This window comes from Agrobacterium sp. LY4, from assembly GCF_001526585.1.
In the GTDB taxonomy this organism is placed as follows: Bacteria; Pseudomonadota; Alphaproteobacteria; order Rhizobiales; family Rhizobiaceae; genus Agrobacterium; species Agrobacterium leguminum.
On sequence record NZ_ASYA01000018.1, the window covers coordinates 25,181 to 38,695 of the forward strand.

The window sequence follows — 13,515 nt, forward strand, 5'->3', positions numbered from 1 at the left end:
CCGGGTCGGCGTGCCGGACGATCGCGCGTTGGGAATCTTAATCCGGCGCGATATTCCGGCGTCGTTGCGTCAAGATGCGCGAACCATAACAGGCGGTTTCGGCCCCGGCAATATAACTTTCTCCAAAAACTCAAGTTTATGCCCGGCACATAAATCGTGCCGGGATTGGCTTTGGATAACGCCGTTCAGCGGCGGCCTGCCCAGCTTTCCACCTCATTCAATGTGTGCAGGGCGCTCGGAATGGAAGGTGTCGTGACCCTGGTGGAATCGAGGAAAACGATCCTTTTCTCGCGCGCCGGTTTTACGAAACGCTCCCAGCCGGGAATGATCTTTTCAAGGGCGGCGCGCGTTCCGGCCTCGCCGCGGGCGGGGCTGGTATAGCTGTTCATCACCACCAGCAGATCGGGATTGAGCTTGCCGAAGGCATCGGCGCTCAGCGGCATCATCAGGGTCGAGCCCATTCCGCCCGAAGAGGCGGCGTTGTCGATCTTCAGGCGGGTATAACCCAGATCTTCCAATGCCTGCACCGCGCCGGACATGTCGCCCACCGCATTGATCTGGTCGGTCAGCAGGATCGCGAGATAGGTCTTGCCCTTGATATCGTCGCCCAGCGTCTTTTTGACGGCGGCGAGCTTCGTGTCATAGGTCTTCCGGCGCTCGGCAAAGACATCGCTTCGCCCGACCAGGGCGGCAAGGTTTTCTTCGACGCTGAAACCGTAGGCATGGCCGGTGCTGACTTTTTGCAGATAGACGGGGGCGACGGTGGAGAGTTGTTCGGCCTTGCCGCCATCCATTTCCGTGGCGACGATCAGGTCCGGTTGCAGCGCCCGCAGTTTTTCGAGGTCGATCTGGCCGACCGCGCCGAAACCCTTCGGTTTCGTGCGGCCCTCACCGAGAACGGTGTCGACGAAATCGACGGCGGTGGCGAATTTGCCGTCGCTGTTGCGGCCATAGGCGCCGACCACATTGGCGTCGAGATCCATCAGCGGCACGCCGAGCAGCGGCTCGTGCATGACGACGATGCGCTGCGGCTTTTCCGGAACGGAGACGGTGCGGCCGGCGGCATCGGTCACGCTGCGCTCGGCGGCGAGACTGGTTCCGGCGGCCAGAAGTGCGGCGATGAGGATGGCAATTCGCATGGCATTCCCTTTATTCGATGTCTTCAGTGGCTATTGGTTCTGCGCAGCGCCTGAAGGCGCAGCGTGAGGATGAAAAGCGGCACGCCGATCAGCGTCAGCGCAAGGCCGATCGGCATCGGCGTATCGGCCACCAGCCCGCGCGACAGCGTATCGGCGGTGACGACCAGAATGCCGCCGGTAAGCCCCGACAGGAAAAGCCTGGCGCGGCCGACGGCGGGCGAAACGAAGGTGGCCAGATGCGGGGCGATAACGCCGAGAAAGGTCAGCGGGCCGACGGCGGTAACCGAGGAGGCGCTGAGGATGACCGCAAAAACAATGACGAGCGGGCGCGAATGCCTGACGGTTTCACCGAGCGCCATGGCCATTTCATTGCCGAGATCGAAGACCGCGAGCGCCCGGCCGATGAGAAAAATACCCACGAGGCTTGCGCCAAAGAGGGGCGCGAAAACGAGGATGGTCGACCAGCTTGCCTGAAACAGCGAACCCGCCATCCAGTCGGCTAGCGACAGCGAGGTTTCGGCCGGCGTGTAGAGCAGAAGCACGGAGGAAACGGAGGAAAGCGCCGATTCAATTGCGATGCCCATCAGCAATATGGCAAGGCCGCTCGAGCGTTCCCGTCCGACGAGGGCGATGAGAAGGAAGGCGACAGCCAGACCGCCGCCGACGGCCGCAAGCGCCACCAGCGTCTTGGGTGCGGCCGGCACCAGCACCAGAAGCAGCATGATGGTGGTCATCGACCCCTGGCTCAGACCGAACAGGCCGGGATCGGCGAGCGGATTGCGGGCGACGGATTGCAGCATGGCGCCTGCCAGCGCCACGCTCCAGCCGGCCATGAAACCGAGCAGGATGCGCGGCAGCCGCACCGTCCACAGCGCATAGGCCTGATCGTCGCCGAGATGCCCGCCCACCAATCCGCGCAGGAGATCGGCGAGGCCCGTTTCGGTATTGCCGAGGCTGACGGACAGGGCGGCGAGCGCCAGCGCCAGCACCATCAGCGCAAGGCTGGCTTTCAGATTGCCGATGCCGATCTGCAGGCCGCTCGGCAGCCGCAGCACCGCTTTGCCGTCGGTGGCGAAATGCCGTTTCATGAAAGCCCCCTTCATGACAGCCCCCTCGCCGAAGGCGACAGGTAGAAGCGCTTGACGATGACGATGAAGACGAGGCCGCCGAGCAAGTCCATGAACAGCCCGGTATTGACCACATAGGGCGCAAACAGGGTTTGCGCGCCAAGATCGGCCAGCACGCAGAGGCCCGCGCCGACAAGCGCGGAGGCCGGCAGGGCAAGCGTGAAGTTCACGCCAACCAGCGGCCGGATCATATGCGGCACGATGAGGCCGACGAAGCCGATGGGGCCGCAGATCGCCACCGCCGAACCCGATGCCAGCATGGTGGCGAAGAGCGCGATGCGGGAAATGCGCGTGACATTCACACCGGCGGAGGCGGCCTTTTCCGCGCCCAGCAGAACCAGCGTCAGCGGCCGGGCGACCGCCCACAACATGACGAGCGCAATTGCGCCGATCCACCAGAAATCGAACAGGCGCTCGGCATAGACGTGGTTGATATTGCCGCCCACCCAGCTGAGGAACTCGGCCCGGCGTGTGGGATTGGAGAGAAGCAGGGCGTTGGTCACGCCGATCAGCAGCATGGAAACCAGCGCGCCGGAAAGGATGAGCGACAGGCCGCGCGGATCGTTCGCCCGCCCGGCGAGACGCGCGACGATGAAGCAGGCGGCAAAACCGAAGCCGGCGCCTGCGAGCGCGGCAAGGCCCTGTATTTCCGGAGAGAAATCGAACACCAGCGCGCCGGCAATCACAAAAAGCGTCGCACCGGCATTCAGCCCCAGGGTGGAGGGTGAGGCGAGGGGATTGCGCGCAAGCCCCTGCAGCACACAACCGCTGACGGCCGTAGTCGCCCCCACATAGATGGCAATCAGCGAGCGTGGGATTTGCTGATAGAGAAGCACCGACTGCTCATAGCTGTCGGCCTCGCCGCGCCAGAGCGTCGCCAGTATTTCGGCAGGCGGCATGTCGCCGGACATTACCAGCAGATTGATGGCGAGGATGGCGGCCAGCAGCAGCGCGGCGGCGAAAATCAGCGTTATTTTCGGGGTCATGCCGGAATGGCCTGTTCCTGCCGCTCCAGCCGGGGCACGCAGATGAGCCGCCCCTGCCGGGAGAAGATATCGGCTTCGAGATCGAAGACCTCGGCGACATTTTCGGGTGTGACCGCTTTGGCAACCGGCCCGGACGCCAGAACCCGCCCGGATTTCAGCATGATGACATCATCGGCGAAGGTGGAGGCAAGGTTGAGATCGTGCAGCACGACGATGACGGTCTTGCCATGCCTGTCGGTCAGTTCGCGCACGAGGCCGAGAACGGCATATTGATATTTCATGTCGAGATGATTGACCGGTTCGTCCATCAGGATCACGTCCGTATCCTGCGCCAGCACCATGGCGATGAAGGCGCGCTGGCGCTGGCCGCCGGAAAGCGTGTTGACCTGCGCTTTCGCCTTGTCTTCCAGCCCGACGGTCTTCAGCGCCTCGGCAAAAAGCGCGCGGTCGCGTTCGGTCGGGCCGCCCGCAAGGCCGTAACGGGCGTAACCGGCAAGCTCGATCAGCTCACCGAGCGTCATATAGTCAGGGCAATGGCACTCCTGCGGCAGATAGGCGATGCGCCGCGCCAGTTCGCGGCGTCCGATCTCGCCGATCGAACGCTCGCCGAGCCTTATTGCCCCCGATGACAAAGGCACGAAACCCATGATGGTCTTCAACAGCGTCGACTTGCCGCAGCCATTGGGGCCCACCAGCGCGGTGACGCGGCCTGATCTGAAACGGGCGGAAAGCCCCCGCAGGACGGGAACATGTCCATAGCTGGCGTGAAGGTCCGTGGCGTCAAGCACCGGATACAACTCCTGTTATTCATACACCCATGCGTCGAGACGCCGCACGGTCGTTATAAGTATTTGAATTTAAATATCGAACCCGTGGAAAAAGCATTTCTTTCCGGCAGGCGCGACGGTGTGGTCTTGAAGCGACACTAAACTATAGTAAAACTCTCCACAAATCGAAATTTGCCGATTCAACGTGCGGATTTCCTGCCGGTTATTTCAGTCGAGGTGCATCATGTCAGTCGCAGCCAAGCTTCATGTCGGCATGTCGCTGGCCCCAACCTGGCTCAGCGGCGAGGCATGGCGGCGCGCGGACAGCGATATAAACGGGGTGTTTTCCAGCGATTATTTCGTCGATCTGGCGCAGCGCGCGGAAGCTGCCCATGTGGATTTCGTGTTTCGGCCGGATACGCTTTTTCTGCGCACCGAGGGGCTGGAGACCGGCGGCGGATTTGCCAGCATGGATCCGACCATGCTTCTTGCGGCCATTGCGCGGGAAACCAGCCATGTCGGGCTGTTGTCCACCGTTTCGACCACATTTCTGCCGCCCTATGTGGTGGCCCGCCAGATACAGTCGCTGAACTGGCTGAGCAACGGCAGGGCGGGGTGGAATATCGTCACGGCGCTTGAGGGGCACGAAAATTTCGGCCTGAAAGAGATGCCTTCGCCGCAGGAACGCTACGAGCGCGCCGCCGAATTCACGCAGGTGGTGAAAGCGCTATGGGCGAGTTTTCCGAACGAAGCCATCAAACTCGACCGGGAAAGCGGGCGGTTCGCCGATTCCTCGCTGGTGCGGCCGGTGGCGCATGAGGGCAGGCACTTCAGCGTCAAAGGCCCGCTCAACCTGCCGTCCCATGCCAGCCGCATTCCGCTGGTGCAGGCGGGCGCCTCTCCAGAGGGGCGTGATTTCGCTTCGTCGGTGGCCGACGCCGTCTTTGCCTCGACGCCGGATATGCAGGCGGCCATCGAACTCAGGGCGGATTTGCGGCGGCGTGCCGAGGGGCATGGCCGAGACCCCAACGGCGTGAAGCTGATGCCGGGCCTCAGCCTCTATCTCGCGGAGACCGGCAGGGAGGCGCTGGAACTCTTCGCGGAGACCCATGCCCGCGCCAACCGCGCCCGCGCCTTTGCCTCCATTCGCGATATGACGGGTCTTGATCTCACGGACTGGCCGCTCACGCGGATCGTCACCGCCTCCGACCTGCCGCCGCCGCCGGAGACACCGAGAAGCCGCACCCATGCCGGCCTGCTACGCCGGCTGATCGAGCGGGAGACGCTGAGTGTTGCGGAATTATTGCGACGTCCGGAAGTGATGGGGTCGGGCCATTGGCAGATCATCGGCACCGTTGAAGATGCCCTTGAGGCCATCCGCGAATGGGCGGCTGCCGGTGCGATCGACGGTTTCGTCGCGGTGCCCGGCGGTTCGGTGGCGTCCATGCGGCTGGTGCTGGAGCGGCTGTTGCCGAAGCTCGCCGATGCCGGGCTTTTCCGCACGGCCTATTCCGGCCGCACCTTTGCGGAGCATCTGGCCGAATAGGCTTACGCTCCGCCGGACTCGGCCGTCGCCTGTCCGGCTGCTTCGATCAGCCGGGAAAAATGCCGTTCGGTCTCGGCGGTGGCCACGAAGGATACGGTGGTGACGACACAACAGAGTTCACCCTGGGCGTCGAAAACCGGCGCGGCCTTACCTGTCAGGGCGGAGAACAGATGTTCATTGAGTTCCGCGCCACCCGCTTCGCGGATGGTTTCCAGAATGCCGGCATCGGGACGGGAGCCGCGAAAGGCGGCCGGTTGCAGCCTGCGCACGGCGGCTATCCTGTCCGGCGGCAGGTAGGCCTGAAAAACCAGCCCGCAGGCGCTGTTGTCCAGCGGCAGAACATCGCCGAGCGCCACGGTGCTGATGGAAAAGCTGGCGCTTCTCGCCCACCGCACCACGGTCGGGCCGCGTTCGGTCCAGATCGCCACGCCGCAGCTGGCGCCGATCCTGGAGGCAAGCGCATTCATCTGGCGGCCGGCGGTTTCGACCGGATTGATTCGCCTGAGCGCGCTGATGCCTATTCCGAGCGCCGCGGGTCCGAGATCGTAACTGCCGCTTGCGGGGTCCTGTATCACCAGCCCCTCCCGCACGAGGCTTTGCATGTAGCGATGCGCGGTGGAGCGGCCGGTGCCGGCGCGTTTGGCCAGTTCGCCAAGTGCCAGCGCGCTGTCCGATCTGGCGAGAAGATTGAGGAAACGCGCCGCGATCGACACCGACTGAATGAGGGCAGAGCGCTTTTCGCCCTCGTTTTCCGGCAGATTGTCCGAATCGTCATCCATGGCGTTCAAGCGCGTGCCCCCCGTTTTGTTGAGCATGCCTAACGCATCGGGCCGGAAATCGGAATCGATTTCTGCGGACGGAACCATGCTGTTCCCTTTCGAAACGCTGCGGGTGAGCAAGCGGCGGTCGGTAAACTTTGTTGTAAATATGGCACATCCCGTTACGGAAGCCTTTTTGTCCGCAATACAGAACGCATTCTCTATTGCGAAACGGATAACGCTTCCGTTACTTGAATATGACTTTAATATTCATGTTTATTAGGGGTGTGTGATGGGGTTTAGCTCTAACGGTCGTTTGATGAGCGGGGTCAGCGCTCTGACGCTGGCGACATTGTTTGTGACGCCGGTTCTCGGTCAGGATCAGCAGGCGACGACGGCGGGCACCACCGTCCTGAAGCCGATCGTCGTGACCGGTGAAAAAGTGGCGCGCGACATGAAGAACACGGCGTCGTCCGTTTCGGTCATATCCGGGGATAAAATCAAGAAGGAAAAGACCGGTGACCCGACCGTATCGGAAGCGATCAAGGATATTCCGAACGTCGTTTACACCGACAATGTCAGCGCCCCGATCATTCGCGGACAGGATACGCAGGGACCGAATACCGGCTCCATCGCCTTCTTCACCGGCACGGTGCCGCGCGCGACGATCAATGTCGACGGCCATTATCTCGGTTATAACGAGTTCATCTATGGCGCGAGCTCCATCTGGGATGTCGAAAGCATCGAGGTGTTCCGCGGCCCGCAGACCACCTCGCAGGGCGCCAACGCCATTGCCGGCGCGATCCTCGTCAACACCAAGGACCCGACCTTTACGCCCGAAGCCAGCTATCAGGCGGAAATCGGCAATTATCACCAGAAGCGCGGTTCCTTCGCCTTTTCCGGTCCGCTGATCGAGGATGAGCTTGCGGCGCGTATGGCGATCGATTATTCCGGCCGCGATACCTTCATCGACTACATCAATTCCGCCTTCGCCCATGAGGGAACGGACCAGAACTTCAAGGAGTTCAACGGTCGCTTCAAGCTTCTGTGGGAGCCTTCTGAAATACCTGGCCTTTCGACAAAGCTGACCTATTCCTACAATGCCTCCAACCGGCCGAGCCAGGAAGCGGCTTCGCGCCCATTCGAGGACCTGAACCACGTCACCACGACGATGCCGAATTTCAGCCAGTACACCAATACCGGCATTCTCGACATCAATTACGATTTCGAAAACGGCGTGAAACTGTTCAACCAGAGCAGTTCTCCTCGTCCATTGCCAAGCGCCGGGTCGGCATTGCGAATACGGGTGATGCCGATATCGACCTGAAGAACACGTCCCACGAAACACGCGTGACCTTCGGTGATCAGGAAGACGTGCTGAGCGGTGTCGCGGGTATTTATTACGCACATACGAAAGCCGACGAGGTGCTTTATCTGCGTGGAACCTCGCGTTTCAACGATACCAAGGACAATCTCGGCCTCTTCAGCGAGTTGAGCTATCGCCTGACCGATCAATGGACCCTGACGGGTGGTCTGCGCTACCAGCAGGACCAGATTCAGCGCGCCGGTTACCGGACGCTGAGCGCCACCAGCAGAAGCTCGGTCAATTATGACGAAACCTTCTCGGAAATCCTGCCCAAGGCGTCGCTGGCCTACGCCATCAATGACGACTGGACGGTGGGCGGTCTGATCAGCCGCGGTTACAATCCCGGCGGCGTCGCATTCGACCTGACGACCAGCAAATGGCGCACCTTCGACAAGGAAACCATCTGGAACTACGAGCTGTTCACCCGCGCCAGCCTGCTGGACGATACGCTGACGGTAAACGGCAACCTGTTCTACATGGACATGAAGAACGCCCAGTTTAACGTGCCGGTGGTTGTCTCCACGGGCATCAGCGAGTCCTACACCGTCAATGCCGAGGAGGCCCATGCCTACGGTCTGGAAATCGGCGTGGATTATCAGGTCCTCGACAATCTGACGCTGAAGGCCAGCGCCGGTCTGCTGAAGACGAAGATCGACGAGATTTCCAGCAATGCCGCCTATGTCGGCAAGGAATTCGCCAAGTCGCCGGGTTACAGCTTCACCGTCGGCGCTAGCTGGGACGTGACGGATAAATTCACCGTTTCGGGGCAGGTGCGCCATCTCGACGGCTATTATTCCGACACGGATAACAAGGCCGTTTACGCGATCGATCCCTATACGATCGCGGATGTGCGGGCGAGCTACAAGTTCCAGGAGGAGCTTGAATTCTACGCCTACGTCAAGAACGTCTTCGATGAGCGCGCACCGACGCTGATGAAGGAAAACCGCGGAATTGGCGGCATCGAGGCGAGCATGACTGAACCGCGCATGTTTGGCGTCGGTATTCGCGGCACGTTCTAAGCGATTGCCGGATTTGAACAGCAAAAAGGCCTTCGAAGTGATCTTCGAAGGCCTTTTTTTGATGAACGACGCGGATAAAGCCTCAGAAAAACGCCTGAATGCCCGTCTGCGCCCGGCCGAGGATCAGCGCATGGACATCATGCGTGCCCTCATAGGTGTTGACCGTCTCAAGGTTCTGGGCGTGGCGCATGACGTGATATTCGATCTGAATGCCGTTGCCGCCATGCATGTCGCGGGCCTGGCGGGCGATATCCAGCGCCTTGCCGCAATTGTTGCGCTTGATGATGGAGATCATTTCCGGCGCCATTCTGTGTTCGTCCATCAGCCGGCCGACGCGGAGCGATGCCTGAAGGCCGAGCGCGATTTCGGTTTGCATGTCGGCGAGCTTCTTCTGGTAAAGCTGCATGCCGGCGAGCGGCTTGCCGAACTGCTTGCGGTCGAGACCATATTGCCGGGCGCGGAACCAGCAATCTTCTGCCGCTCCCATCACACCCCAGGAAATGCCGTAACGGGCGCGGTTGAGGCAGCCGAACGGGCCTTTCAGGCCGGAAACATTGGGCAGCAGCGCGTCTTCGCCCACTTCCACACCGTCCAGAACGATCTCGCCCGTAATGGAGGCGCGCAGCGACAGCTTGCCGCCGATCTTGGGGGCGGAGAGGCCCTTCATGCCCTTTTCCAGCACGAAGCCCCTGATCTGGTTGTCATGGGCTTCCGATTTCGCCCAGACGACGAAGACATCGGCGATTGGCGCATTGGAAATCCACATTTTCGAACCGCGCAGGCGATAGCCTCCGGCGACCTTTTCGGCGCGGGTCTTCATGCCGCCGGGATCGGAGCCGGCATCCGGCTCGGTCAGGCCGAAACAGCCGATCAACTCGCCCGAGACGAGGCCGGGCAGGTATTTCTTCTTCTGCTCGTCCGAGCCATAGGCGAAGATCGGATGGATGACGAGCGAGGACTGCACGCTCATCATCGAGCGGTAACCGCTGTCGATCCGCTCCACCTCGCGGGCGACGAGGCCGTAAGCCACATAGCTGGCATTGGCCGCGCCATATTCTTCCGGCAGGGTGACGCCGAGCAGGCCGGTGCGGCCCATCAGGCGGAACAGTTCCGGTTCGGTGGTCTCGGAAAGATAGGCTTCGGAGACACGCGGCAAGAGTTCCGATTTGCCGAAGGCGGCGGCGGCGTCGCGGATCATCCGCTCGTCGTCGTTCAGTTGGTCTTCGAGCAGAAAAGGGTCCTGCCAATTGAATGCTGCGTGTTCGCTCACGTGATGCCTCCGGATTTGCTGGCCGGATTATTGGTATTCGAGCCAGTCGGCACAAGCCATGTTTACTCATTTTTGCATTACATATAGTAATGGCTCATGACGTCTCTCAGCCGCAAACTCCTGCCATCCACCAGTGCGCTCGCCGCCTTCGATTCCGTGGCCCGGCTCGGCAGCTTTTCCGCCGCCGCCGATGAGCTTGCCCTGACGCAGGGGGCGATCAGCCGGCAGGTTATGTCACTGGAAGAACAGCTTGGCGTGCGCCTGTTCGAACGCGGCGCACGCGGCGTGGCGCTGACGACAGAGGGCCGCGCCTATGCAAAATCGATTGCCTCCGCCCTTGGCGAGATACGCTCCGCGTCGCTGCAGATCATGACCAAAACGCATGGCAATACGCTGAACCTCGCCATGCTGCCCACCTTCGGCACCCGCTGGCTTCTGCCGCGTATCCCGGATTTCGTGGCGAACCACCCTGAAATCACCATCAATTTCGCCACCCGCATCGGGCAATTCGATTTCGAGCGCGAGCAGCTCGATATGGCGATCCATATCGGCCAGGCCGACTGGCCGGGGGCGGAAAGCACCTTTCTGATGCATGAAATGGTTGCGCCGGTGTGCAGCCCGCAATTCCTCAGCGCCCATCCCGTGGAAAAGGGAGAGGATATCGCCGCCCTGCCGCTGCTGCACATGGCCTCGCGGCCGGGCGCATGGGGGCACTGGTTCGAAAGCCTCGGCCTGTCGCTCGCCTTGCCGCAGGGCATGCGCTTCGAGCAATTTTCCAGCGTGGCGCAGGCCTGCATCGCCGGGCTCGGCGTGGCGCTGATGCCGCTTTTCCTGATCGACAACGAACTGAAATCGAGGCAACTGGTGAAAGCCTTCGATCATCAGGCCAGAAGCCCCAGCTCCTATTATGCCGTGGCGCCGCTTTCGCGCGCCAATCACGTACCGGTCGTGCTGTTTCGTGACTGGCTGGTGCGACAGGTGGAGGCATACCGCGCAGCGAACAGCGAAGCCTCGCAAAAATAATCGCACTTTTTTCGGGCAGTTAGACTTTATGCCCGGGTTTTCGCCGATTTTGCCCTCCGCCGGACTCGACAGGGCGGCCTTGCTCGATTATCGTGATTAAACGTTTAATCAGCCCTTCCGGACCATCATGGCGTCTTCACGGCCTGCCACCAATCTGAGCGCGATAGCAGCGGCACTCGGCGTGTCGGCGGCAACCGTGTCCAATGCGCTGTCGGGCAAGGGCCGCGTTTCGCCGGAGCTGGTGGAGCGCATTCGCAAGACGGCAAGCGAGCTGGGCTATGTGCCGAGCTCGGCGGGCAGGGCGCTGCGCACCGGCAGAAGCGGGGTTCTGGGGCTGGTTCTGCCGGATATTGCCAATCCTCTTTTTCCGCAGATCGCGCAGGCCATCGAAAAGGCGGCCGTCACTGCCGGTTACGGCGTGCTCATCGCCGACTCGCGCGGCGAGATCGCCATGCAGACGGATGCGATCAACCGGCTGATCGAGCGCGGTGTGGATGGCATGGTCATCGTTCCCCGTCGCGGCACGCGCATTGCCGATGTCGATTGTCCCGTCGCGGTGATCGACAGCCCCTCGACACCCGGCAACACGGTCGCTGCCGACCATTGGGATGGCGGCCGGCAGGTGGGCGAATATCTGGCGGGGCTTGGCCATCGCAAGGTGGTGCTGGTGGGCAAGAACCGCGATTCCAACGTGCAGAACGACCGTCTTGGCGGCATTCGCGATGGTCTTGGCAAGGCGTGCGTAACGCAGACGCTCTGGGTGGACGCTATTGAACAGGCGGGTGGCGCGGGTTGCCGGCTTGGTCTTGCAGAGAAGGTTGCCGAAGGTTTCACCGCCTTTGCCGCCGTATCCGATCTGCATGCGCTGCGCGTGCTCACAGAATTGCAGCGCGAGGGCATCGAGGTGCCGGAAGAGGCCAGTGTCACCGGCTTTGACGATCTCATCTTTTCCGCCGTGGTCACCCCGCCCTTGACGACCATGCGCATGGATATGGGCCGTATCGCCGATCTCGCCGTCGGCGCGCTGCTGCGCGCAATCGACGGCGCGGGCGAAAACGGCATCGCCGTCGATGTGACGGCGGACATCTCGAAAGTACCGATGGCGCTGATCATGCGCGGCTCCACCGGCAAGGCAAAGCATGATGCGATTGAAGCCAAAAAAACGACAGCAGGAGAACTCACACCATGAAAAAGATCATTCTTGCATCGGGCGCCGCCCTGATGTTGACGATGGGCGCCGCGCAGGCGCAGGACAAGACGCTGACCATCTCGGTCTACGCCTTCGCGCAGGACGAATTCAAGGAGCTGGTCTATACGCCGTTCGAAAAGCAATGCGGCTGCAAGCTGGTCGTTGAGACCGGCAACAGCGTTGAGCGTCTGGCCAAGATGGAGGCCAACAAGGCCAATCCGGTGGTCGATCTCGCTATCGTTTCCATGGCGGATGCGCTGTCCGCAACCCGCAAGGACCTGATTCAGAAGATCGACGCGTCCAAGGTTCCGAATATCGAAAAGCTCTATGACATCGCCAAGGATCCGAATGGCGACGGCATGAGCGTCGGCGTCAATTTCTACGCCACCTCCATCGTTTACCGCACCGACAAGATGAAGATCGACAGCTGGGCCGATCTTCTGAAGGACGGTATCGTCGACCACGTCGCCTTCCCGAATGTCACCACCAATCAGGGCCCGCCGGCGCTTTACATGCTCGGCAAGGCCATCGGCAAGGATACGCCCGATCTTGCCGGCGCCATCGAGGCCGTGGGTGAAAAGAAGGACGATATCGTCACTTTCTACGTCAAATCCTCGCAGCTCGTACAGCTCATGCAGCAGGAAGAAATCTGGGCAGCGCCCATCGGCCGCTTCTCCTGGGCGCCTTTCACCAAGCTCGACCTGCCGCTTGCCTGGGCAACGCCCAAGGAAGGCCAGACCGGCGGCATGAACGTGCTCGTGGTGCCGAAGGGCACGAAGAACGAGGAACTTGCGCTGCAATTCATGGATTTCTGGCTCTCCACCGACGTTCAGAAGGCGCTGGCCGAAAAGCTGGTGGACAGCCCGACCAATAGGGAAGTCAAGGTTTCCGACGAGGTGGCGAATAACATCACCTATGGCGACGAAACCGCAAAAAGCCTGCAGCTCATTCCTTCCGACGTGACGCTGGATAACCGCGACAAGTGGCTGTCGGAGTGGAACTCCAAGGTCGGTCAGTAAGTCCTTCACCGTTTGGAATGGGGCACTGAACGTCCGTCAGGGCGGCTCCATTCCCGGAAAAGCGGTTCGGTCGTCCCCTGACCGCTTTTCCACTCTTTTGATCGTAGGCCGGCGCGTCTGGCGAACCCAATGGCATCAAGCTCAATGATTTCGTGTTTTGGCCCACCGCACACTCCCTCATTCCTGTGCTTGTCACAGGAATCCAGCCGACACGCGTCTGCGTGGCGGGATGAGTCTTTTCAGCCCAAAGACTTGGGCTGGCTGGATTCCTGTGACAAGCACAGGAATGAGGGAGGTGGTGATTGG

Annotated in this window: 10 protein-coding genes and 1 pseudogene; 5 read left to right on the plus strand and 6 right to left on the minus strand. The window is 61.3% G+C overall.

What is annotated here, in order from left to right:
- Positions 1 to 185 precede the first annotated feature (185 nt).
- Genes L904_RS16345 through L904_RS16360 form a run of 4 tightly spaced genes read right to left on the minus strand, consistent with a single transcriptional unit; the run spans position 186 to position 4,049 of the window.
- Positions 186 to 1,139, minus strand: coding sequence for an ABC transporter substrate-binding protein (locus tag L904_RS16345; protein ID WP_020811034.1), 954 nt, complete (start codon positions 1,137 to 1,139; stop codon positions 186 to 188).
- Between the two features lie 23 nt (positions 1,140 to 1,162).
- Positions 1,163 to 2,227: an iron ABC transporter permease gene (locus L904_RS16350; protein ID WP_031234038.1), complete on the minus strand. Its 1,065-nt coding sequence runs from the start codon at positions 2,225 to 2,227 to the stop codon at positions 1,163 to 1,165.
- A gap of 11 nt (positions 2,228 to 2,238) precedes the next feature.
- Positions 2,239 to 3,252, minus strand: a complete 1,014-nt coding sequence (locus tag L904_RS16355) for an iron ABC transporter permease (protein ID WP_020811032.1) — start codon at positions 3,250 to 3,252, stop codon at positions 2,239 to 2,241.
- Positions 3,249 to 4,049 carry an ABC transporter ATP-binding protein gene (locus tag L904_RS16360; protein ID WP_020811031.1) on the minus strand — a complete coding sequence of 267 codons (801 nt, stop codon included), beginning with the start codon at positions 4,047 to 4,049 and terminating at the stop codon, positions 3,249 to 3,251. Before L904_RS16360 ends, L904_RS16355 begins: the two co-directional genes overlap by 4 nt.
- A 214-nt stretch (positions 4,050 to 4,263) precedes the next feature.
- Here L904_RS16360 and L904_RS16365 point away from each other — a divergent pair, with 214 nt between their 5' ends.
- Positions 4,264 to 5,565, plus strand: a complete 1,302-nt coding sequence (locus L904_RS16365) for an NtaA/DmoA family FMN-dependent monooxygenase (protein WP_020811030.1) — start codon at positions 4,264 to 4,266, stop codon at positions 5,563 to 5,565.
- Positions 5,566 to 5,567: 2 nt separating this feature from the next.
- Here L904_RS16365 and L904_RS16370 read toward each other — a convergent pair whose 3' ends face one another.
- Entirely contained in the window at positions 5,568 to 6,344 is a 777-nt protein-coding gene (locus L904_RS16370; protein ID WP_031234037.1) for an IclR family transcriptional regulator, read from the minus strand.
- Between the two features lie 271 nt (positions 6,345 to 6,615).
- On the opposite strand from L904_RS16370, the pseudogene L904_RS16375 reads away from it, so the two are divergent.
- Positions 6,616 to 8,708: pseudogene (locus L904_RS16375) on the plus strand (TonB-dependent receptor).
- 82 nt (positions 8,709 to 8,790) lie between these two features.
- Here L904_RS16375 and L904_RS16380 read toward each other — a convergent pair.
- Positions 8,791 to 9,906, minus strand: a complete 1,116-nt coding sequence (locus L904_RS16380; RefSeq protein WP_245267331.1) for an acyl-CoA dehydrogenase — start codon at positions 9,904 to 9,906, stop codon at positions 8,791 to 8,793.
- Between the two features lie 168 nt (positions 9,907 to 10,074).
- Here L904_RS16380 and L904_RS16385 point away from each other — a divergent pair, with 168 nt between their 5' ends.
- From L904_RS16385 to L904_RS16395, 3 genes are all read left to right on the plus strand, one after another.
- Positions 10,075 to 11,001: a LysR family transcriptional regulator gene (locus tag L904_RS16385; protein WP_020811026.1), complete on the plus strand. Its 927-nt coding sequence runs from the start codon at positions 10,075 to 10,077 to the stop codon at positions 10,999 to 11,001.
- Positions 11,002 to 11,128: 127 nt separating this feature from the next.
- Positions 11,129 to 12,190: a LacI family DNA-binding transcriptional regulator gene (locus L904_RS16390; RefSeq protein ID WP_020811025.1), complete on the plus strand. Its 1,062-nt coding sequence runs from the start codon at positions 11,129 to 11,131 to the stop codon at positions 12,188 to 12,190.
- Positions 12,187 to 13,209, plus strand: coding sequence for an ABC transporter substrate-binding protein (locus tag L904_RS16395; RefSeq protein ID WP_035263347.1), 1,023 nt, complete (start codon positions 12,187 to 12,189; stop codon positions 13,207 to 13,209). Before L904_RS16390 ends, L904_RS16395 begins: the two co-directional genes overlap by 4 nt.
- The last annotated feature ends 306 nt before the right edge of the window (positions 13,210 to 13,515 follow it).